Genomic DNA, 22,926 nt, shown 5'->3' on the forward strand with positions numbered 1-22,926 from the left:
CCTATAGGTCAGAGTCAACTCCTTGAAGGCAGGCATCAATTGATTTCTTATATTCCTCAATGCGTTGCTTCTGAACTTTTAATGCCTTTATCTGAGCTTCAACATCAGTGTGTCTTTTACTAAGAAATTCACTCACTCTCTGCCATTGAAAATCCTCTTCTTCACATTTTAAGGCAACTAACTCTGACAGTTTGATCCCTATACTCTGCGCTTCTTTTATGATCTTAATTAAGTTGATGTTCGACTCGTTATACACACGATACCTGCCGGAGCGTGGAACCTTCAGTAAGCCTAATGATTCATATAATCGTATGGCTCTTTGAGTTGCCCCAGATACCTCAGATGCTTCCTTTATAAACACTTAAGACTCCTGTTGTAGAAACGAAAATAAAGTAAGGTGGGCATCACTCAAAATTGCTCGCTATACCTTTTTACTGATTTTTCGTAAGCAATAAAGCAAGCTCTCTTTTTAACTCGCTTAGTGGCATTGCATGCCCACCATTAACTTCAATTAGTTTTGATTTTGCGCCAACGGATTGAAGATATCGGTGAAAATTCAGCATGTAAGAGTAATGCCAACGATCATTTTTTCCTATGATGGAAGTTACACGACCACAATTTGATAAATCTTTTTCTGAGTCCCCCCAAGCACCAGCACTTCCAATAGATACCACCCAAAAATCATCAGGAAGCAAGCAATTTTGAATAAGCTTACTGGTAAAAAAGCCACCATTAGAAAAGCCAATTATCCCCTCAAGCTTATCCCCACGCTCAAAGTTGGCACTACTTGTTATCGTCGAAAGCGTCCTTGCCAACTCATCTACATTATCCTGTGGCCAGCAAAGCTGATTATCATTTTGATGACATTTAGTAACCGATCGAGGTAAATAGAATTTAATAGACAAGACATGGCCAATTTCATCTAGCTTTTGATGATTAGCCAGCTCTTGATCTGACACATTAGGTAGATCCATCCCATGTAGATAGATAACAACAGAATGACTATCCCTATCACCGAGGAACTTAGCATTACGCAACCGCTGAGAATCAATTGCATCACAATAGACATATGTGGCAACGCCCCCAATTAAAATGCAGATAGCAAGTATTATTCCTTTAATATGGCCCTCCAGAGTCCATGCCTAACTCTTCGGTTATACGTTATCGATTTTGGTACTAAATAATGAAAAAACCGACTTCTATAACCTCTTTGCCAACTTTTTAACATGGTAGCTTGTTAAAAACGCTCCTAGGACTTTTATACTAGTCAATTCATATTTTTGCTAGCATTACCCTCTTACCTAAACCAAGCATACCGAGGCTTACGAATCAACCGTACAAATAACGCACCGGCTCACCCACACAAAGCACCTTCTTAGGTAAACAGTTCATGTAATGAGAATCACATGTCACTCACTAGCTTGCCTTATGTCGTATAAATGAACGCATTGTCAGACCTGGAACCGTCTTAAACTCAGTGGGCCATGGCTGCCCTTCATCTGTTGCGACAAATATGAAGTGATCGCCCTCAATAGCGTATATGGCAGGCAGTCGTTTTCCCGCATCAGGTCCTATGGAATCGATCCATGTAATACGTTTCGGATGTGCTGAAGGATCGATGTCGAAGTCCCCTTCAATCAAAACCGTTCCGTCGGGTGTACGGACAGAGAACTGCGTCCCGAAAAAATAGCAAAGCGCTCCAGGCACCGAGTGCTCATCAGGAGGGTTGACTTCTCCATCCGCTTCCAAAGCAATCTGTTGCCACGCGCCTTGGAGTATTTCTATTTCATTTGCAATTAAATGCTCTTCTTTGTTCATAGCCGATGTTATGCCCATACGATGAATACCTCACTTTTGACAGTCATTGCCTCATTATCAGGATAGCCAAAAGTGTGGTTCAAGACCCTGTTAGATCAGCAATCAATTTGTCGCCAGCACCTGTGACCGTTGTGCGCACGACACTTACCGTTTTGCCACGTTTAACAAACTCCGATTTTGCCACAAATTCGCCGCTTGTTTGGTTTGAAACGAGGTTGGCATTCAAATTGATCGCCAAAGGAAAGCCCTGCATGCCTTCTTTAGCTTCAACACCTCCCATAACCAACACGGTAGCAGTAACATCAGCAAACCAAAGTATCGCCCCAGCGTGCGCTGTACCGAATGGATTTTTGATACCTGCGGACACAGGCATCTCTGAGATCACAATACTTTCTGAGTGCTCTTTGATGGTAAACTCAATGTTTCCTTTGACTTTCATACATCATCCCCCTTTTCCCTTCAGAAGAAACCTCCACGAGTATAGACTGAAAACCCCATGCCTAAACGAGGTCTTTGCCAACTCTATCACGCTCCCTAAACGCATAAAACTATAATTTATATGACTTTTTTAGTTTTATAATACTGAGACTATCGATAGTTGGCCGCCTCTCGTTATAAAATACGGCCAACATAAATCAACCAAGAGAGTCATTTAATGCGGGTGTTAATTGTCGGGGCCGGAGTGGCAGGCTGTGCATTATATCGACGTTTGAAACCATTAGGTTTCACAATAGATATCATTGAAAAGTCAGCAACACTCAGTAGCGAAGGTGCAGCAATATGTTTGCCCGCTAACGCCATGTTGGCACTGGATAAACTAGGCCTGAGTAAACCTGTTCTCAATCTTGCCTATCAAGTTGATCAAATTGAATACGCCTTATCATCAGGCAAAACCTTGGCGCGCGCTTCTTTGCATACCGCCCCATTAAATAAAGCCCCTTTTGTTGCATTGAAGCGCGATGACCTTATGTCTGTGTTGAGAAAGGACATAGCAGAAGATGTACAACTAAACACATGGCTTGAAGACATTAAACAAGATAACAACGAAGTACTTGTGACTTTCCAATCTGGTGAGACAAAAGCCTATGATTTGGTGGTCGCAGCGGATGGCATTAACTCTTCCGTTAGACAGATGGTACAACCCCATTCTGCTCCCCTAACTCATAAAGTCACCAACTGGAGATTCACGGCTAAAAAGCCTGTGGCAGGTATTCAGCCAACTTACTATGTTGGTAATGAATCAGCCTTTATGATTTACCCCATTAGTGAAGATGAAGTCTATTGTTACGGCCAAATTATGGATGAAGACGGCAAGTTTGCCTCGTTAGCAAGCAATAAAGCCATTCAAGAAGTTTTTTCTGACTATGCATCACCCGTTACTGAATGCATTAATAGCCTGAGTGAGGATCAACACATAGTGCTTGGTCAGTTAAAGACCGTGCAACACACAGAACCGCTTTTTAATCGGGTGGTGTTAGTCGGTGATGCCTTACATGGTTGTCCGCCAAGCTTGCAACAAGGGGCTGGCATGTCTTTAGAAGATATTAACTGTTTAGCGGATTTTTTAGAGCAACATGAACTGCATGATGCTTTAAAACAATATCAGCAGAAAAGAGCCGACAGAGTCACTTGGACCGTTAAAGAGTCGAATAAAATTATTAAGTTAGCAGGTCTAGGCCGCTCGCCTATCGGGCGATTTATTCGCAATACCATAATTCGTCTAAAAGGCCCTGCCAATGTTGTAGGATGGCGAAAATTGCTAACGGAGATGGATTAAAAAACACGGCATTAATTTAGCCAGATCTGTTTTCGGCCACAAGTTGTGAAGGAGCACAGATAATGGGTTCATAACTTAATTCTCCCAGAATGAGCGGAGAATTAAGTTTGGCAACGCGAACAATTAAATTAAAAGGAAACAACGAACCACCGTCGAATTTATAGCCAAACTTCTGTGACACATAGATATAAATTGTTATGTAACTAGCACCTTTGATAAACAAATTGACCGTTTTACGCCAACATATTTACCGTATGCACGTGATTCTGAGTAAGAGTTACGTTGGTAGAAATTTACCGCTTTTAAGTTCACTCTACGTGTAGACAGAACAGCTTTTTTATAGCCTTTTTCAACCGCATAACATTCAAGCTGCTCAAGCAAATAAGACCCCGCACCAGATGTATTAGAGTACATTCGCTTTAGTTCACAGACTTCATTTTGATAATATCTAAATACCCCACACGCTACAGAGAATTTGTTTAGATAGACTACAATACACCCACCTTTCGATGAATCAAAAACCTCAGGTAAAAACGAGCTTTCACCAGAATCACCAGTAATCTGACTAAGCGACCTGTTCAACTCAGCAACAAGCAATTGAAAGTTTTCGTTACTAGGTTCTACTTTCTTGTGTTCGAATTTCATACTTTCCACATAACACCTCAATCATTTTTACCTTGCCTTGCTATGTTTACTCGTTCTGTTGCCCCCTAAAGCCTTTACCAACTAATATAGAGTCCTGTATACCACGATTAAAGCAAAATATTCAGTCCCATTCTTCCAATCAAGAAAGTAAGCAGAATTAAAAAGCCAATGCGGATAAAGCGACTTCCATACCTAATTGCCAGAAATACACCAACAAGAGCCCCAAGAATATTGCAACCAGCGACGAAGAGGCCTACATCCCATAGGACATTGCCTGACGGGATAAAGAACAAAAGGGCTGCTGTGAACGTTCCCATATTAATTAATTTTGCCGATGCCGAGGCATTTAAGAAATCGAATCCAAAACCTCGAACAAATAGGAAAATGAGAAAGCTACCACTACCTGGTCCGAATAACCCATCGTAAAAGCCAATCAAACTTCCAAAGATTATTCCCTTGGCGATCTCTTTGCTAGTGACTTTTACGTGCTGATGCTCCCTTCCTAGATCCTTTTTTATGAAGGTATATATGGCCATTGTGACAAGAAGAATAAAAACCACGACCTGCATCGTTTCCTTGGGAACCAAAGAAACAGACATGGCGCCTAAGTAAGAAAAAAAGAAAGCAGACAAAGCAGTCGGAATCATGATTTTCCATACGATCTTGACACCTTTTGCATACCGAAATATAGAAGAGAGCGTTCCAGCCCATACGGCAAATTTGTTTGTGCCAAATACCGTCGTTAACCCGTAATCTGGTAACGCATGGAGCAAGGCAGGCATCAAAACTAATCCGCCACCACCGACAGCGGCATCAATTAGCCCACCACAAAAAGAAAAGAACCCTAATGTATAAAGATCCATTACCATATTTTTCTTACTCTAGAGCGCCCTGCCAAAACGGTGACAAGGGGTATATTGAAGGGAGGCGTTATTTCGTTAATGGCCGTTTTGCAAGAAAAGTCTGTTCAAATTCCAGCATTCCATAAGAGGTCGTTTGTCCAGAAAGAAAACAATCTGCTGATCTTTCTAGCGTCGTTTTATTCATGTCAGTCCCTTTCGTCGGTCTCAATTCGCATGATTTGCCGCGCCTTTATATGACGCCTTGATACATACCCAAATTAATCGGCTAGAAAGATAAATAAAAGTGACTTATATTGATTGGTAAATTCATTTTAAGTGATCGGTCATGGAATTATCTCAACTGCGCATGTTCAAGAAAATTACAGATAATGGCGGCATTGCAAGAGCGGCTGAGCAGCTTCACTGTGTCCCTTCTAACATAACCACTAGAATTAAGAATTTAGAGGAAGAGTTAGGAGAGCCACTGTTTATTAGAAAAGGACGTGGCCTGGTTCTTAGCCCTTCTGGTGAAGTTTTCTTAGCGTATACAAATAAAATTCTCTCACTTTGTGAAGAGGCCAAAAGATCCATTGGCGCTGGATCCTCTCCTATAGGGACACTTAGTATTGGTGCAATAGAGTCCTCAGCAACGAGCAGACTACCGAAGTTATTGTCGTCTTATCATCTATCGTATCCAGCGGTGAATATCGAATTTTCTACCGACACATGGAAAAATTTGGAGAACAAAGTCGTAAAGCATGAACTGGACGGTGCCATTATTGCGGTCAAGACCGCTCACCCATCGCTGCATTGTGAAGCCATTTATTGGGAGGATCTGGCTGTGATTGCTTCTTCCGCACTTAACAATATTGAATCTCCTGAAAGCCTCGTTGGTAAAAACATCTATATGTGGCCTGAAGGTTGTCCCTATCGAAAAGCCTTGGAGAATTGGTTATCAGAAAGTGGTATTTCAGTGCCCATAACAAGCATCGCAAGCTATGGCACCATTCTTGGCTGCGTGAGCTCCGGTGCAGGCGTCTCCTTAGTTCCCAAGGGAGTATTTGAACAGTTCAAGCTTATTGGCGGGATAAAAGGGTATTCTTTTGCGGCATTGAAACCCATCCATAATTATTTTATATGGAACAAGGAAACCGGTCATCATCCCGCCAAAGAGGCTTTTTTAACGCTTATAAAATCTGAAATGTAGATTTGAGTAGCTGATCCATAGGTTTTATTGCTCAGGCATAATAACTTCCCACGAGGCTAGCTTCCTATTCCATGGGGTAGCCATAATTAAATACTACCAAATTTTTTATTCGCTCGTAGGGCATTTTGAGGCTAATATTTTGTTATACAACACCTCTCTACGCACCCCTACATAAGTAAGAATGTTTGGTTAATAACTTATTTTGATGCTTGGCGTCTAATCCACTCTTGTGCAGCGTCAGCCATAGTCAAGCCAGTTGCGTTCTTCATCCAATCCATAAAAGTACGATCAAATTTAAACGATTCACCAAATTTTGATTTGAAATATCTACGGACATTTTGGGTTGTTTTATAGCTATCCGTGATTATTGTATAATCATCTATTGGATTTTTATGCCAATCAAACTTTTCCATGATTTTGGAATCTCCTTTTTGTGTAACGCCCACCAATGGCGCCGTTATGTCGTTGGAACTTTTTGTGGTATAGCTATCACAAACAAGGCGACGGAACGGATATCGCACATGGGGAAACGGTTATATATTGCTTGGCTTTGCGATGAATGCCTGTTTTTCACCACCATTAAACCCCACACTTCCATAGAATTCCAATACACTTTCCTCGCTACGACCTGTCATTAACATTGCTTTATAACATCCCTGTGACCAGGCATGGTCCAAAACTGAGGTTAAAAGTGTTTTACCATATCCTCTATTTCTGTACTCTGGGTGCGTCACCACATTCTCTATCAAACAATACGCTCTACCACCCCGAGTCAGATTTGGCACTTGAACTAGCTGACAGGAACTCACAAGCGTACTTTTTAGAAAAAGGCCCCAGTAGGAAATAGCGTCGTTTTTCGCTGACTGTGCCCATATTTCTGAAGCCTTTTCAAATTCGAGGTGTTTGTCATCAAGATGAAGGTGCCTGTAAAGTCGTAACAACCCTTCTAGATCGGCTTTTTGAAGCTTTTTAATTTCCATGTTATCTATTCCTTCACATACCGACTTGTTAAGTAGCAGATAACACAATACAAAGGCTTGTGCATTGTGCCGTAAACACTAAAACTGACTCAGACTGACCATGTCAAGCGTTAAAAATCCCTCTTAATGATTATTATGTGATAATTTTACGGCCACGTTCTAGCACCCAACAACGCTCATTTTTGGTGTAACCAAGTGGCCCGTAATAGTCATTGGCTGCTGGGGCGGCGATGAGAAACAGTTTACAAGTCGGCTCTATTTGGCCTTGTGTTTGAACCTGTAGCTGCTTCCCTATACCCAACCTTTGATATTCTTCATCAACCGCTAGATCTGACAGATAGCAGCAATAATGGAAATCTGTAACAGAGCGAGCAACACCAACAAGCTTGCTGCCGTCCCACGCTGTGATAATAAGATTGCTGTTTTCCAGCATACCATTGATACATTTAATGTTTTCAATTGGTCTGCGCTCCCCTAATGTTGAGCGCTTAAGTAAGTCTATAAATTCCTCGGCCGAAATTTGCTTATTCACTTTGTATTCGATATTCAATGTAATCTCCAATCACATAATGCGGAATGAAGCTGCGCATTTTAGCGTCAGCTTGCTTACTTTGTTCGGCCTCTTTCTAAACGCTTTCAGTCCCGCATCAATCTCTCGAAAGTGTGATCGGCCATACCTGCCGACAGTCCGCCATCGACGTTGATTGATTGCCCCGTCAAGTAACTACAGTCAGGCGCAGCAAGAAAATGACATAGAGCGGCTACTTCTTCAGGTTGACCAACCCTAATCATAGGACTCGTTCGCTCGGTCATTACCACTTCAGAATGGCCAGGATACAGCATCTCGGTCCATATGGAGGCTGGGCAGATCGCATTCACTCGAATCTTTCGCGGAACCAATTCCATAGCAGCCACTCGCGTTAAACTACAAACCGCAGACTTGGTTGCGGAGTATTGACCGTAACCGGGATAACCGACTTTTGACACGTCTGACGACGTATTGATAATCGATCCACCGTCATTCATATGTAGCGGCGCAAAGCGCAAGCCGTTGTAGACTGCTTTTACATTGATCTCCAAGATACGCTGAAACTCATCGGCACTTTGCTCGGCAATGGTCGGTCCAGAATTTTCAATTCCGGCATTGTTCATAACAATATCGAGCTTGCCCATGCGTGCCTGCGCTTCCTCGAAACACGCGCGCAACTGATCCTCATCAGTCACGTCTGCTTGCAGGAATATTCCGTTTATTTCATCGGCGAGATGTGTTCCATCACGGCGACCAACGATCGCCACCTTGGCGCCTGCAGCGGCAAAGCGTCTTGCGCTCGCCAATCCGATACCTGAAGTACCACCTGTAATAAGGGCATTTAATCCTTTAAGAGAAAACATTTATACCTCTAAAATTGTGTCGGCGATAATGCCAGTGCCGATGATATTATATAGCGTTTTCCTAACGTCCTACTTTTTTGATACAACATCAACAGGCATCGAGCGGTCAGAAAAACCCCTCTAACGGATCGCCCCCCTCATAGTGTTCAAACTGCATCAAAGCACCTATAAACAAATTATGCAGATCAAGCTGAGAACCGATATCAAGTTTTTTGTAACTGTTACGCAAGTGGACCCGTACGGTTCCCGGAGAGATAAATAACTTGTCGGCAATGGCTGCTGGAGAATACCCCTGTAATACCATACGGATAACAGCGCACTCACGTTCTGTCAGTTTTGAGGAGCCAAAATTAGCCAACGCCTGATCTAATTGACGGTTAAGGGGTTTCGACAGTTGTTCCCCCCAATGCTGCTGACACAACATATCAATGAGAGGCGTCAGAGTGTCGAGCAGTTGCTGTTCTGATGGAGTTAAGCGTGACGAACTCCCTCTACCATGACCAATACTCAGATGTAGAAACTGCCCACCGGGGAAGATAATCAGATAGCCACACTCATCCTCAAGCCCAATCTTAACCAAATACTGCTTGTAGAACTCACTCTGACGAAACCCATCGGGGACGAGTTCGTCATAAGTGAAAAATTGGCTTTGCGTCAACTCGACACTCGCACGGTAAAATGGGTCCAGTAAGTAGGCCCCCGCAAGATACATATCAATTGACTGATTACCTATCTGCTCGGTTTTCTCCGACACCAAAACTTCAGGCTTATCCTCAAATAAAATCAGTGTTATCTCATCCGCAGGAACAAATAGCTTGACCACCTCAACCAGTAAGTGAGGAAAATCCTCACTACTGATTTGTGGAACGAGCTGGATCAAACCTTCGGACAAACGGGCAATCATCGCTATGGCTGTTGGGTGTATTGTTCTGCTCATCAGTACCTCATTTGTATGTGCCTGCTACAATCCGTTGCAGGACATACAAATTCCCCCAGCAACGAATAGCCCATTATAACTGCATGATCACCGTTTTTACTTGTAGGAAGTGTTCTAATTGTTCAGGCCCCAAGTCACGGCCGATACCCGACTGCTTGTAACCACCAAACGGCAACGAGGAATCCATCGCATCATGGGTGTTCACAAAGACGGTACCAGCTTCCATTTTCTTCAATAATCGATGTGCTCGACTGACATCTTGAGTAAATACAGAGGCAGTAAGACCATAATCCGAATCATTCGCTAGGCGCACCGCCTCTTCTTCTGTATCAAACGGAATAACGGCCAGGACGGGGCCAAAGATCTCTTCGCGTACGATTTTCATTGAGTTATTACAATCGGCAAATACCGTCGCCTGCATGTAATAGCCAGGGCGATCCACTTGCTCGCCACCGCACACCAGCCGAGCACCTTCAGCTTTACCCGATTCAATATAGTTAAGTATCTTATCCAGTTGACGACGACTAATTTGTGGCCCTTGCGTGATGTTCGTATCAAGCGGATCGCCAACTACCATATCATTGGCCGCTTTTGCAACGGCGGCAACGGCCTGGTCATACAAGCCCCGTTGAACATATAAACGCGAACCTGCAGAACAAGTCTGACCAGAATTAAAGAAAACGGATTGCAATGTTCCTGTGACGATATCCTCTAGATTGGCATCGTCAAAAGCAACCATGGCAGACTTGCCTCCTAGCTCTAACGTAGCAGGATTCATGTTTTCCAAAGCGGCTTTCCCCACCAGCTTACCCACAGGTGTTGAGCCAGTGAAGGACACTTTGTTGATTCCTGGATGGCCGGCCAGAGGGCTACCAATCTCAGTTCCCGTACCAATGACAATATTCACCACACCGTCTGGTAGTCCAGCTTCCTGCCAAATTCTCATTAAATAGATCATACTCATCGGTGTGATCTCAGCAGGTTTCAGCACAATTGTACAACCCACCACCAGCGGTGCGCACATTTTCCACATCGCCATGTTTAGCGGCCAGTTCCATGGCACAATCGCGCCAACGACACCAATTGGTTCTTTCAAGGTAAAACCAAACGCTTCCCCAGGACAAGAGACATTACGAGTGCTGCCTTCAATCTTCGTCGTCCATCCGGCCATATAACGCAAAAAGTCGATCGACCCAGCGATATCCACTTCATGACAACCACTGATCGCCTTACCCGCATCAATGGCTTCCAGTTCAGCCAAAGTCTGAGCGTGAGCTTCCATCACATCGGCCATGCGGAATAATAGTGCTTGACGCTCATTTGGCTTCATCTCTGCCCATGGACCCGTTCTGAATGCACGATTAGCGGCGGCAACGGCTCGGTCCAAATCGGCTACAGTCGCTTTAGGTACTGTCAACAAATGCTCACCATTGGACGGGTCTTCAATATTGAGCGTCGCTCCATCCTCGCTATCGACGAACTGACCGTCGATAAACATCTTCTGGTGGCCGGCTTCAATAAAAGCGCGAGTCTCTGGTGTGACATTGTATTTTTCCAGCATTGCTTTAATCGTCTCATTCATAGCGGTTTTCATCCTGTTTTTGTGGAAATCAAACGAAGGGGTCGGTTGGATTAGCGTCAAGGCTTCCGCTCAACACAACCCTACATACAACATACTCTACTCTGAATCCCCCTGAGCCAAAGAGGTATACCCTTTGCAGGGTATTTTTTTACACCGAATCACAGTTAACTACGCCATAGGGGTTATTTTCTTATTTTCGACCTCACCTCAGAATAGTCTCAGAGGTCTGAGACAGGCCAATACAAACAGCGACTATTATTCTTGAAAGGATAACACTATGACGAATCACTCATCTCTGGCTAATCGTAACCCACCTCAATTTGAGCTGTCCCAGATTAAATCTCTGGTCAAGGAACTGTATGGTCTAGAAGGCAGTTTCACCGCACTGAATAGCGAACGGGATCTCGCTTGGCTGATTCGTAATGAAGAGGGCCCTCAAGGAGTGATCAAAATTTCCAATGCTCAAGAGCCCGAAGGGATTGTTGACCTCCAAATAAAGGCGGTCGAACATATCCTTGAGCAAGACCCTACCTTGGTCGTACCTCCTGTCATACCAACCCGTCAGCATAACGCCTACGAGTGGATTACGTCCGAGCTAAGTGGCGAGCGTCATATGATACGCCTAATTGCGTTTATGGATGGCCGTGTTGTGGAAAATACCCCAGAAGCCTATTGCGATGAGTATTACTTTAATATCGGTGCCACCATGGGACGGATGAACGCCGCGCTACAAAGTTTTTATCACCCCTATGCAGGCAGTAACCAGCACCTTTGGGATCTAGGACATTGTCTGCAATTACGCGATATGCTCCCGGGCCTACCAGAAGGGGAACTGCGCGACCTACTCACTTCTACCTTCGATAAAGCAGAGCATCACACCCTGCCAGCCCTGAAGAAAACACGCTGCCAACTGGTGCATCAGGACGCTAACGACGCCAATGTGATGGTAAGTCATGACGATCCGACTGAAATAGCTGCGATTCTGGACTTCGGAGATGTGGCATTTAACAGCATTTTAGCAGAAATCGTTACCATCTCTGAGACCTACGCCGAAGGCGAGGAAGACCCCATCCGCCCCTTATTGCATGTTGCCCAAGGGTACGACAGCGCCTATCCCCTCACAGGACAAGAAGTCGATTTACTGTTTGATGTGATGCATCTACGACTGGCGATAGCCTCTCTTATCATCAACTACCGCAAACTTAACGACCCCGAGGCAGGAACACATCTGGAAGATCGCTTCTTTACCAAGATGCTATTCAAGCTGAACGAAATGGGCCAAGAAACCGTTACGCGCCGGTTGCGTGACGCCTTGCGCTTCCCTGTCTACAGCCCAATTGACAACAAGGGGCCTCAATTTTCAGATCATCAAGAGGCGTTAGTCCAACAAAGAGAGCAGCATCTGGGTAAGATTTGGCACTTTTATGATCAGCCATTGCACATCACACGTGCTCAAGGCGGCTGGATGTATAGTGCAGATGGCACAGCCTATCTTGATGCTTACAATAACGTTCCCCAAATGGGCCATTGCAACCCACATATTGTCAAGGCAATCGCTCGTCAGGCCGAGGCTCTGAACACCAATACACGCTATATGTGTGACATTGTCGCGGACTACGCCGCAAGACTGACCAAGGACCTTCCCGACCATCTGGATACTTGCATTTTTGTCAATTCTGGCAGCGAAGCCAACGACCTAGCGATACAGATAGCCCAGTCTCTAAGTGGTCATCAGGGTGGCTTAGTCCTTAATAACGCCTACCATGGTTGTACTGAGCTGACGACGAAATATTCTCCTGAATCATGGCTACATCTGCCAGAAGCACAATACCCGACACAGATCGAGTGTCTAATCGAGCCGGATATGTACAACGGCACTTACGCGGATCATCCCGATGCGGCAGCCCTTTACGCAGCGGATGCTGACCGTGCCATACAAGCTCTAAATCAGCGCGACTTTCAGCCAGCCGCCCTTATACTCGATACGGCCATGTGCGCCCACGGCGTCATCACTCCGCCCGACAGCTACTTTGACCGAATTGCCGATAAAGTCCATGCGGCGGGGGGGTATGTTATCGCCGATGAAGTGCAAGCAGGCCTCGGACGAATGGGAACTTTTTGGGGCTTCATGGGAGCGGGATTGAACCCAGAAAAAGTCGATTTTATTACCATGGGTAAGCCCGTCGCTAACGGTCATCCACTGGGTGTGGTGATTCTTTCTAGCCAGATGATGAAGCAGTTCATCGGTGGCACCCATCCTCTTCTGTTCAGTACCTTTGGCGGAAATACCGTTGCCTGTGCGGCAGGAATGGCCGTGCTTGACGTCATCGAACGTGAAAAACTGGTACAGAAATCCAATGACATTGGCGACCAGCTACGCGCAAGACTCCGCCAGTTAGCAGAAAAACACCCTCTTATCGGTGATGTCCGCGGGCGCGGGATGTTAGTAGGCTTGGAGCTAGTGACAAGCAGGGAAAACCGCACTCCAGCGGAAAAAGAAACAGAGCAATTGATTAATGAGATGATCAAACGCCAAGTCATGATCGGAAAATCCCTTCCGGGCACCCTAAAAATTCGGCCATCATTGACTTGGGGGAAAGAGGAAGTGGATTTCTTTATCAACGCAATGGACGAAAGCCTGAAGGCGCTTAGCTAAATTAGCGACTCTGTCGTTTTAGGGAAACAAGAACACAGTCTGTCATTAAATAGCCTAGCTGGCCGAATCGGCTAGGCTATTATAAACAACAAGACAATTCAAAATGTGTTAGGGTTAAACCCGTCTTTTACGGTGGCCTTTCCAGTTCCCTCCCCATATTTAATGGGAGGGAATGACACTTTCTTCATCAAAAAATAGACAGCTCAATCATTTTTCAACTTTTTTGCTTTTTGTTAGATGAATGCAATGCAGCTCTCTTCTCTAGAAGAATAAACGAGAGCCTGACACGCTAAGGTTTTCTGCGACAAAGGGCACACTTAGCCACCCAATTGTCCTAAAAATTAAATGCGAAAGAATTAAGGTTCGTGTTTATCACACAGGTCTAAAAGGTGGGATGAAAGCAAGCAAAAGGAGGCATATCATGCAAGTGAGGTCGTCTAAGTAAAAAAGTACTGTTACACTTTTTTCTTTCATCGAACTGCACTATAAGTAGAGGTGTTTTTAAATATATCTGCCGAATAGAAACCTTTGTACGAAATCGCAAGCGAAGCCAATGGAAGGCTCTTTTTAACCACAAGGAGGCAAACGCAGTAATCGTGCAATGATCTCTAAAACCAAAGGGGAACAAGATGAACAATAGTTTCGATACCCAGCAACAGATCACTGTTAACGGCGAGCAATTTCATATCCATTCCTTAAAAGGGCTTGGCGATAAAGCCAAACGACTGCCATTTTCTTTGAAAATATTACTCGAAAACCTTCTTCGCAACGAAGATGGCGTTAATATCAAAGAGCACGATATCCAAGCTTTACTAGATTGGGATCCTCAAGCCAAACCTGCTTCCGAAGTTGCTTTTACCCCCGCCCGAGTTGTCATGCAAGATTTTACGGGTGTCCCAGCCATTGTGGATCTGGCGGCTATGCGTGACGCCATGGAAAAGTTAGGCGGTGATCCCGCTAAAATCAACCCGTTATCGCCTGCAGAATTGGTGATTGACCACTCCGTGCAAGTCGATGGTTATGGTAACTCTCGTGCATTTGATTTAAATACCAAGCTGGAATATGAAAGAAACAAAGAGCGCTACGAGTTCTTACGCTGGGGACAAACCGCCTTTGATAACCTTAAAGTCGTGCCACCCGCTACCGGCATTGTTCACCAGGTCAATTTAGAATATCTAGCCCGTGTGGTATTTAACGAAGATCGCAACGGCCAAAAGTTTGCTTACCCAGATACGTTAGTAGGCACCGACTCTCATACCACAATGATAAACGGCTTAGGCATTCTGGGTTGGGGAGTTGGCGGCATTGAAGCCGAAGCCGCCATGCTTGGCCAACCCATTAGTTTACTGATTCCTCAGGTTGTTGGCGTTAAATTAAGCGGCCGCCTACCAGAAGGCACCACTGCCACTGACCTCGTTCTAACCATCACTGAAATGCTGCGGAAGCATGGCGTTGTTGGTAAATTTGTCGAATTTTACGGTGACGGTCTCGCTGATTTACCCCTTGCCGATAGAGCGACCATTGCCAATATGGCACCAGAATATGGTGCAACCTGTGGTATTTTCCCGATTGATGACGAAACCATTAATTATCTTCGTTTAACCAACCGTGATGAAACACAACTTAACCTAATTGAAGACTACGCAAAACACCAAGGACTATGGCGTAATGATGGTGATGAAGCCGACTATACCGATGCCCTTGAACTGGACCTAGCGAGTGTTGTGCCAAGCCTTGCTGGCCCTAAACGTCCACAGGATAGAATTGCTCTTGATAAAGCGGGTGACGCGATTCGCCAACATTTAAAAGGCTTTCAAGACGAACGTCTGGCTCGTGAAGAAAAGAGCAGTGAAGAACACATTCGTATAGAAAGCGAAGGTCCTGTCACCCATCCTGATGAATCCGTTGATGAAGCCCCCATAAAAGGCGCTGCCATCGTACATTATAACGGCCAAGAATTTGAATTGAGTGATGGCGCTTGTGTTATCGCCGCCATTACCAGCTGTACCAATACTTCCAATCCAAGCGTTATTTTAGCGGCCGGTTTAGTGGCTAAAAAAGCAAAAGAATTGGGCATTAATGTTAAACCTTGGGTTAAAACATCACTGGCACCTGGTTCTAAAGTGGTCACCGACTACTTAGAAAAAGCAGGGTTAATGGATGACCTAGAAAATCTTGGCTTTAACCTTGTCGGCTATGGCTGCACCACTTGTATCGGTAACTCAGGTCCATTAGCCAGTGAAATATCTGATGCTATTCAAAAAAATCAACTGATTGTTAGTTCTATTTTATCGGGGAACCGAAATTTTGAAGGGCGAATTCACCAAGATGTGAAAATGAACTTCCTTGCCTCACCACCGCTTGTTGTCGCTTATGCCCTTGCTGGTCGTACCGATATTGATGTTTATAAGGAACCGCTAGCGCAAGACGCAAACGGCAAAGAGATTTACCTAAAAGACATTTGGCCAAGTGTTAAAGAAGTCAGTGATCTTGTCAAAGAGATCGTGACCAAAGAAATGTTCGCCAAAAGCTACGCTAACGTATACGAAGGCGATAACCACTGGCAACAAATTAAAATACCCGATGGCAAGCTTTACGACTGGAATGACACATCAACCTATATTAAAAAAGTCACCTTCTTTGATGGTATGAGTATTGATCCTCCAGGTGTTCCAACCATTGAAGGGGCGCGCTGCTTAGCCAAACTGGGAGATTCAGTCACTACCGACCATATTTCTCCAGCAGGTTCAATCAAAGCGGACTCTCCAGCGGGTTTATACCTGCAAGAACATGGTGTCGAAAAAGCGCAGTTTAATTCATACGGCTCGCGCCGAGGCAACCACGAAGTCATGGTACGCGGCACATTCGCCAACGTAAGGCTAAAAAATCTGCTTGCCCCTGGCACGGAAGGCGGTATTACGCGTACTCAGCCTGACAATAACTTGGCCAGCATTTATGATGCTTCGGTGACCTACCATAAGGAAAACACCCCGCTTATTATTTTAGCAGGCAAAGAGTACGGTACAGGTTCGTCACGGGATTGGGCGGCGAAAGGCTCATTGTTACTGGGGGTTAAAGCCGTCATTGCAGAAAGTTATGAACGAATTCATCGCTCTAATTTAATAGGCATGGGCGTCTTACCACTTCAATTCAAAGACGGTGAAAGTTACGAATCGCTTGGTCTAACAGGGCAAGAACAATTTGATATCAAAGGTTTGCTCGACAAAGCCGATGATGTCACCGTTGTGGCGACCAATAACGAGGGTAATAAAATAACCTTCAGTGCTGACATACGCATTGATACGCCAAAAGAATGGGATTACTACAAGCATGGCGGGATTTTACAATACGTATTGCGAGATATGCTCGACTAATCCCCCACCCGTTCCATAACAAAACACCCAGTCTAGCTCACTGTTGAGCTAGACTGGGTGTTTTTTATTGCACTCTTTTCTCTCTATAAATAAACGTCAGTCTGGTTAATTTTCTTCACCATGTTAATGCTCACGGCGTCATAACCCATTTCGTTATAAAGCTTTTGTGCCGCAGCATTGTGAGAAAAGACATGCAAGCCAATATTGACAATATTATGTGTCGCCGCGAAGTCTTCAATTTCCCGCAGAGCAAGCTTGGCATAACCTTTTCGACGATACTCTGCCTTGACTTCTAAATCGTAAATAAACACTGTGCTTGTCGTTGTACTATTCTCCAGCGACAACCAGACCATGCCCACTGTCTCATTCACTTCAGGCTCTTTCATTTCAAAAAAATGATGGTTTTCTGTGTCTAATCCGCATGGTAACAATCGCTCAATATCACGCCTAGCTCGAGATAATGATCCAGACTTTTGCCACCGACCAGCCTCTACATTCTCCTTTGCGTATTGCACCATCAACTCTTCAATATAAGGTGCAAAAAAGGGCTTTGACATGGGTACCAAGAAAGACATACTGACTCCAATTCATACGTGGCAGAACAATTCCTACTCTCATACCTAAGTATGCCGTAACACTTCATGGCAAAACAATAGAAAGCAGACAATGTATTCGTCACTTATGCCCTGCTAACTCACGCAGGCAAAAGACCAAAATCCCGCAACGCTTTGATGGCATTGTCGACGCCATTTTCCGCTTGCATCATCCTTGCCACCGTACTGGCTCTTGCTCGCATTTCCGTACTCGCTGCAACAGTGATGGCCTTTGTTAAGTCTGACGAGGTTAAGGTTTCGCGCGGTAAAGCTCTAGGTGCCACACCAAGTCTTTCCAGACGCTGTGCCCAAAATGGCTGATCACCAAAAACAGGCACAACAACCGATGGAATTCCTGCGCGGAGCACAGCATGGGTCGTGCCTGCACCGCCGTGATGGACAGCCAATGCGATACGGGGGAAAAGCCAATCATGTGGAATATGGCCGACACTTAACATTTTGTCGCGACTGGCCTCAGACATGTTTTTGACATGCAAACCGCCCCACCCCGTCGCGATAATAACCCTTTGCCCGGTTTCTTCAATAGAGGCCTGAATCATATCCGTAAAAGCTTGGGCATCATGATGGAACATGCTGCCAAAACCGATGTAAATAGGCTTTGGCCCAGCCTGAAGAAAGTCAAGCAACTCTGACGGAGGTTCCCAAGCGGCACCCGTTTCAAGCATCCATGGTCCGGTTGTCTGAATTCTTGATGGCCAGTTTTTGCGTGGCTCAATAAGGCATGGGCTGTAAGCAAACATCTTTGGACGCTGAAATTTCTTATGATGGTACGGGCCGAAACGTGGATAAGCCGCTAACCCCAGCTGTGGCCGAACCACTTTGTTATAAACCGGTTGATAGACATGCCACACAATTTGGCGAGTAAGGTGACCAAGGCCCACATTTATCGCTGGTGGCAGGCTCTTCATCCAACCAGGCAAAGGCATGATAGGAGCATGATGTGATGGCATGGTTGGCACTAACTGGGTTTCAACGACTGGAATCCCGAACGCTTCACCAAGCGATTGCGCCAGAAAATACACCATGCCATTGCCAATCAACAGGTCTGTATCTTGTGCCGCCTGCCGCCCCTGTTCAGGCCAGTCTTGGCTCATTTCCAAAAGCTGGGCTTGAAACGCCTTCGCCATGGCCAATGTTGATAAACCGCGTTTTTGCAGGTCTTTGTCACGGCGCATCCAATCCATGAAATCACCAGTTAAGGGCGAAAATTCAAGTCCGTGATCCACAACTGGACTTTGGCAGCTCATATCCGTGGCTATTCTGACCTGATGACCTAGTTTTTTAAGACCAACAGCAAGTGCAACAAGTGGGCGTACATCCCCTTCTGTACCGATCGTTAAAATCACAATCTGCATAAACGAGCCTTTTACAATATCATCCAATAATAAAAATCAAACCATCCATTGAGAACAAATCATAGTTCATACAATAGAGTTTACCAGTGAGAAGTCGAATTAGGCTCAAAGAAAATGACTTGTTTTAGTCTGTGGAGCATAGGAGGGTTTTAGTAGTGAAGGATTGGTAAATGAAGAGAAGTTAGAGCTGATTTTGGCACGCTAGGCGCAAAGCTGCATATTGTTTGATTTAGGACTGATAGGAGACGTTTGCGTTCACTTATGTATGACCACCAATAAGCTCTTTGGGGGTTGTGATTCCAAGCCGCTGCAAGTCTGAAGTACCAGCCTTACCAATATTGGGTAAGTCAGTCAATTTATAGGTTCTGTACGATTAACTTTCAATGGATTCATAGCACACAATAACCTCTCAAACACACTACCGGTGAGAAACAACGTCCACTTAGTTTGACGTGTTAGCAAGCCGCTTTTTCTACCTAGAAAAGCACATCTATCATCTAGACGTGCTCTCCAAGTGATGGTTTAGCCCTAAGCAAGAGCTTGTCTAAAATCATCGATCAGGTCATTCGTATTTTCCAGCCCAAGGGACAGTCGAATTAGGTTATCATCTATGCCCATACTGGCACGGCGCTCTGGCCCCATTTCCCAGAAGATGGTTCTAGCCACTGGAATCGCTAGGGTGCGGGTATCGGATAGATGACTAGATAAAATCACCATTTGTAGACGATCTAAGAACGCCAAACAGTCAATAGTGTCGTCTAGTTCAAAGCTTAATAAACCGCCATATAAACCACTAAATACCTCTGCTGCTCGTTCATGTTGTGCATGACTAGCAAGGCCAGGATAATAGACTCGTTTGATTTGTGGCTGTTGTTCTAACCATGTCGCCAGCGCTAATGCGTTATCACAGGTCGCTTTGATTCGTAGTGACAAGGTTTCAAGGCCAGTGGCAATACGATGAGCATCTTCTGCCCTTAAAGTTGCCCCCATATCACGTAAACCTTTTTTACGAATCTGGGTGATACCCCATTTAGCAGGGTCACCTTTTTGGTACGCTGGGTAGATATTAGAGTATGTGCTCCAGTCAAATAACCCAGTATCTGAAATAGAGCCACCCAGGGCATTGCCGTGGCCACCTATGCCCTTGCTTAGAGAGTGTATGACTAGGCTTGCACCAATGTTTTTAGATTGCAGCAAAACTGGCGTCGTCATGGTGCTGTCCACCACATAAAGAATAGCGTGTTGTGCACACAGCTGGCCGATCTCGGCTAAAGCCGCGACTTGTGTGGCTGGGTTAGCAATCGTTTCGACAAAGACCATACGCGTATCAGAGCGAATGGCCGATGCAACCTGTTGTGGGTCTGTGGCGTCAACGAAACTTACCTCCACTCCCAATTGAGAGAGGGTTCCCATAAAGCTATTTGTGTTTCCAAAAAGGAATTGGCTACAAATAATATGATCGCCATGGCGTAGTAAGGCGATCATCATACCTGAAATTGCAGCCATGCCTGTGGTGAAGCAGCAGGTACTGTGGCTGTCTTCTAGCATATTAATTTGGGCTTCTAGAGCGGCGCCCGTTGGATTTCCTTGACGCGAGTAAACATAACCGGATTGCTTGCCTTGGAAAGTATCGACTAATGCTTGAGCAGTTGGGTACGCGTAAGTAGCGGAAACATGTAACGGTTTGCGCACCGCACCGTGCTCGGTGTTGGAACGGCGGTCGGCATGTAATAACTTAGATTCTGAGAAAGGTTTTGCTGTTGATTTACTCACTTGATTTGCCTTCATTTTGATAAGGTGTAGCGGTGTTAATAAACCATATCATGCTCTTCTATTGGTCCACTAGAGGAGTTTTGCTTTGCATCATCAGCTTAGACAAAAGTGGCAAGTCTTAACGGTTATCTTAGCTAATTTATTTACGACAAATTGTTCAGTAGAAACACTTCAGAACCAGCAGCAAAAAGGGGCTAAAAGCGCCCCTTACCAAAAGAACGCCTCTTAAAGGCTTTGTATGCTTATTTTGCTAAATCTATCCACTGACCTTGCGTAAGCTCACCTAGATATTGTGGGTTGAGTTTAAACACAGAATTCGGTGTACCCGCAGCCGCCCAAATTTCTGTATATTGATGTAGGTCTTTATCTAGGAGAGTTTGGACCTTCTCATTATGCGCTACGGGAGGAACCCCACCTATAGCGTAGCCAACTTTCTCTCGAACAAAGGATGCATCTGCTTTTTCCAATGTAATCCCTGTTGCTTCTTTAACTTTGTCGGTGCAAACCATGTTAGAACCGGATGCGACAACCAAGACAGGTGCCCCAGTTTCACCATCTTTAAAAATTAACGATTTAGCAATTTGGGAAACCGTACAGCCAACAGCCTCAGCGGCGTCTTTCGCTGTTCGAGTTGAACTAGGCATTTGCTGAACAACAAAATCCTGTCCATGCTGAGACAAAAAAGCTTGTACTTTCAATGATGAAGCCTTCAATTCTGTTGACATAATTCCTCCATATTCTAAGCAACTCAACGATAAACATAACGCCGCAGTCGCACACTTAACGAGTCAGGTTGAGCGACTGTTTAAGTCATTTTGGCCATTATCGTTGAAGTATAGAGCTTATAAGCTAGCTTCTAGTTACTATTCCGTAGGGCAAGAAAAAACTCTTATATGTTTACCTATCTACCAATGAATCATTAATGGCAAAACTGGGCGCAAGTCTTTGGATAATCCCTTACGCCCATTATCCAGAGTAAGTACGACCATGTGCTCACGACCAAGCTCAATGTCAAGCCTATCCGCCGATTGCAATGTAAGAAGCGTATCAGACATTTTCTCTAGTGGGACCGATAGTTGCACGTTGCTAATAGACTTAAAGGTTCCTATTTCTTCAATTCTGTTCACTGGACCGATAAAAGGCACGTAAATGCATAAAGGCTCTTCTAATATCTCAGAATTCTCTCCCACATGAAATGCATTGGGTGGCTCAAAATAGTCTGGTTGATATTTCCACCCGCCAAACGGCATACCTAATTTGGAGTCATTAGTTCGCGTTAGAACAATTCCAAACGGTGATGCGTTTTCTGTTTGTATCCGTTCAGGGAATCTCAGTTTTTTTGCTGGACCATTCTTCGACTCTTCACTATCACGTACGTATAGTATTTCGAGCATTCCATTAGAAAACGCAAACCGACGATTTGACGTACCCTGCCCCTTATGATCCCGACTAAAGCTTTCATTAAGCCCCATAGAAACTAAAAGATCACCCGCTGCTTTTGGTTTATCGGTCAATATAAAAACGTGATCTAACTCTAAATCCACCGCTCAACTCCTTTGAAAATATGACGTCTCAATTACACGTTTGTTGTATGCATCACTTTATGAGCCAACGCCAACGGAATAGATGGTCGCAAACCCGCATATGCCTGACATGTTATAGGATCACACTCGTAAACTGAGTTATTTTATACAGACTTTTTGAGTCACTACCAGTACAAACACACAAACTTTTGATTGTTTTTCAAACGATTCGTAGCCAATACGTATGTCAGTGCGCCAACCTTTTGCTGTAACCAATAGTCCACTTGATCAACAGCTATAAAAAAACCACTTCTCCATCCCTAGAAAGTAAGCGTTCATTCTAGGGAGTCATTGACAGCCACTGACTCAGAGCAATGGCGATTTCAACGGCTTGTCTGCGAACAGGTGCTTCCAGCGCCTTGGAGTTAAGTCGGCCACGTCTTTTGCAGGG

General features: G+C 44.7%; 22 protein-coding genes. 4 read left to right on the forward strand and 18 right to left on the reverse strand.

What is annotated here, in order from left to right; translation table 11 throughout:
* Nucleotide 1: 1 nt before the first annotated feature.
* The 4 genes from MSP8886_RS21045 to MSP8886_RS21060 form a co-directional block, all read right to left on the reverse strand.
* Complete coding sequence (locus tag MSP8886_RS21045; protein ID WP_067020846.1) at nucleotides 2-361, reverse strand: MerR family transcriptional regulator; 360 nt, start codon at nucleotides 359-361, stop codon at nucleotides 2-4.
* A 70-nt stretch (nucleotides 362-431) separates the two neighbouring features.
* On the reverse strand, nucleotides 432-959 hold the full coding sequence (locus MSP8886_RS21050; RefSeq protein WP_139063191.1) for an alpha/beta hydrolase: 528 nt from the start codon (nucleotides 957-959) through the stop codon (nucleotides 432-434).
* 457 nt (nucleotides 960-1,416) lie between these two features.
* Nucleotides 1,417-1,836, reverse strand: coding sequence for a TIGR03067 domain-containing protein (locus MSP8886_RS21055; RefSeq protein WP_217491378.1), 420 nt, complete (start codon nucleotides 1,834-1,836; stop codon nucleotides 1,417-1,419).
* A gap of 61 nt (nucleotides 1,837-1,897) precedes the next feature.
* Nucleotides 1,898-2,257, reverse strand: a complete 360-nt coding sequence (locus MSP8886_RS21060) for a PaaI family thioesterase (protein WP_067020850.1) — start codon at nucleotides 2,255-2,257, stop codon at nucleotides 1,898-1,900.
* Nucleotides 2,258-2,473: 216 nt separating this feature from the next.
* Here MSP8886_RS21060 and MSP8886_RS21065 point away from each other — a divergent pair, with 216 nt between their 5' ends.
* Nucleotides 2,474-3,595 (forward strand): FAD-dependent monooxygenase, encoded by a 1,122-nt coding sequence (locus MSP8886_RS21065; RefSeq protein WP_067020852.1) that lies wholly within the window; start codon nucleotides 2,474-2,476, stop codon nucleotides 3,593-3,595.
* Between the two features lie 195 nt (nucleotides 3,596-3,790).
* On the opposite strand, the gene MSP8886_RS21070 is transcribed toward MSP8886_RS21065, so the two are convergent.
* Nucleotides 3,791-4,240, reverse strand: coding sequence for a GNAT family N-acetyltransferase (locus MSP8886_RS21070; RefSeq protein ID WP_067020855.1), 450 nt, complete (start codon nucleotides 4,238-4,240; stop codon nucleotides 3,791-3,793).
* Between the two features lie 107 nt (nucleotides 4,241-4,347).
* Entirely contained in the window at nucleotides 4,348-5,103 is a 756-nt protein-coding gene (locus MSP8886_RS21075) for a sulfite exporter TauE/SafE family protein (RefSeq protein ID WP_217491379.1), read from the reverse strand.
* 325 nt (nucleotides 5,104-5,428) lie between these two features.
* Between MSP8886_RS21075 and MSP8886_RS21080 the strand changes: the two genes are divergently transcribed.
* Entirely contained in the window at nucleotides 5,429-6,289 is an 861-nt protein-coding gene (locus MSP8886_RS21080) for a LysR family transcriptional regulator (protein ID WP_067020859.1), read from the forward strand.
* 197 nt (nucleotides 6,290-6,486) lie between these two features.
* Here the strand turns inward: MSP8886_RS21080 and MSP8886_RS21085 are convergent, their stop codons facing one another.
* From MSP8886_RS21085 to MSP8886_RS21110, 6 genes are all read right to left on the reverse strand, one after another.
* The gene (locus MSP8886_RS21085; protein ID WP_067020862.1) at nucleotides 6,487-6,702 is read right to left on the reverse strand and encodes a DUF6434 domain-containing protein; all 216 of its coding nucleotides are present in this window, start codon (nucleotides 6,700-6,702) and stop codon (nucleotides 6,487-6,489) included.
* Nucleotides 6,703-6,822: 120 nt separating this feature from the next.
* On the reverse strand, nucleotides 6,823-7,269 hold the full coding sequence (locus tag MSP8886_RS21090; protein WP_067020864.1) for a GNAT family N-acetyltransferase: 447 nt from the start codon (nucleotides 7,267-7,269) through the stop codon (nucleotides 6,823-6,825).
* A gap of 133 nt (nucleotides 7,270-7,402) precedes the next feature.
* Nucleotides 7,403-7,819, reverse strand: a complete 417-nt coding sequence (locus MSP8886_RS21095) for a GNAT family N-acetyltransferase (protein WP_067020876.1) — start codon at nucleotides 7,817-7,819, stop codon at nucleotides 7,403-7,405.
* Nucleotides 7,820-7,905: 86 nt separating this feature from the next.
* Entirely contained in the window at nucleotides 7,906-8,661 is a 756-nt protein-coding gene (locus MSP8886_RS21100) for an SDR family NAD(P)-dependent oxidoreductase (RefSeq protein WP_067020879.1), read from the reverse strand.
* Between the two features lie 106 nt (nucleotides 8,662-8,767).
* Nucleotides 8,768-9,598 carry a helix-turn-helix transcriptional regulator gene (locus MSP8886_RS21105; protein ID WP_067020882.1) on the reverse strand — a complete coding sequence of 277 codons (831 nt, stop codon included), beginning with the start codon at nucleotides 9,596-9,598 and terminating at the stop codon, nucleotides 8,768-8,770.
* A 73-nt stretch (nucleotides 9,599-9,671) separates the two neighbouring features.
* Entirely contained in the window at nucleotides 9,672-11,180 is a 1,509-nt protein-coding gene (locus MSP8886_RS21110) for an aldehyde dehydrogenase family protein (RefSeq protein ID WP_067020884.1), read from the reverse strand.
* A 277-nt stretch (nucleotides 11,181-11,457) separates the two neighbouring features.
* Here MSP8886_RS21110 and MSP8886_RS22020 point away from each other — a divergent pair, with 277 nt between their 5' ends.
* Both MSP8886_RS22020 and acnA read left to right on the forward strand, forming a co-directional pair.
* Complete coding sequence (locus MSP8886_RS22020; RefSeq protein WP_083201083.1) at nucleotides 11,458-13,836, forward strand: aminotransferase class III-fold pyridoxal phosphate-dependent enzyme; 2,379 nt, start codon at nucleotides 11,458-11,460, stop codon at nucleotides 13,834-13,836.
* Nucleotides 13,837-14,465: 629 nt separating this feature from the next.
* Nucleotides 14,466-17,210: an aconitate hydratase AcnA gene (gene acnA / locus MSP8886_RS21120; RefSeq protein ID WP_067020887.1), complete on the forward strand. Its 2,745-nt coding sequence runs from the start codon at nucleotides 14,466-14,468 to the stop codon at nucleotides 17,208-17,210.
* Between the two features lie 83 nt (nucleotides 17,211-17,293).
* Here the strand turns inward: acnA and MSP8886_RS21125 are convergent, their stop codons facing one another.
* The 6 genes from MSP8886_RS21125 to MSP8886_RS21145 all read right to left on the reverse strand — a co-directional run bounded on the left by MSP8886_RS21125 (nucleotide 17,294) and on the right by MSP8886_RS21145 (nucleotide 22,496).
* Nucleotides 17,294-17,785 (reverse strand): GNAT family N-acetyltransferase, encoded by a 492-nt coding sequence (locus MSP8886_RS21125; RefSeq protein ID WP_067020889.1) that lies wholly within the window; start codon nucleotides 17,783-17,785, stop codon nucleotides 17,294-17,296.
* A 119-nt stretch (nucleotides 17,786-17,904) separates the two neighbouring features.
* Entirely contained in the window at nucleotides 17,905-19,179 is a 1,275-nt protein-coding gene (locus tag MSP8886_RS21130; protein WP_067020892.1) for a glycosyltransferase, read from the reverse strand.
* A 259-nt stretch (nucleotides 19,180-19,438) separates the two neighbouring features.
* The gene (locus tag MSP8886_RS22850) at nucleotides 19,439-19,534 is read right to left on the reverse strand and encodes a helix-hairpin-helix domain-containing protein (RefSeq protein ID WP_083201084.1); all 96 of its coding nucleotides are present in this window, start codon (nucleotides 19,532-19,534) and stop codon (nucleotides 19,439-19,441) included.
* Between the two features lie 173 nt (nucleotides 19,535-19,707).
* Complete coding sequence (locus MSP8886_RS21135; RefSeq protein ID WP_245659168.1) at nucleotides 19,708-20,952, reverse strand: cystathionine gamma-synthase family protein; 1,245 nt, start codon at nucleotides 20,950-20,952, stop codon at nucleotides 19,708-19,710.
* Between the two features lie 242 nt (nucleotides 20,953-21,194).
* The gene (locus MSP8886_RS21140; protein WP_067020898.1) at nucleotides 21,195-21,677 is read right to left on the reverse strand and encodes a YbaK/EbsC family protein; all 483 of its coding nucleotides are present in this window, start codon (nucleotides 21,675-21,677) and stop codon (nucleotides 21,195-21,197) included.
* A 180-nt stretch (nucleotides 21,678-21,857) separates the two neighbouring features.
* A complete protein-coding gene (locus tag MSP8886_RS21145) occupies nucleotides 21,858-22,496 on the reverse strand; it encodes a hypothetical protein (RefSeq protein WP_067020901.1) in 639 nt (212 codons plus the stop codon).
* Nucleotides 22,497-22,926 lie beyond the last annotated feature (430 nt).

Origin of the sequence: Marinomonas spartinae (genome assembly GCF_900089775.1) — a bacterium.
In the GTDB taxonomy this organism is placed as follows: Bacteria; Pseudomonadota; Gammaproteobacteria; order Pseudomonadales; family Marinomonadaceae; genus Marinomonas; species Marinomonas spartinae.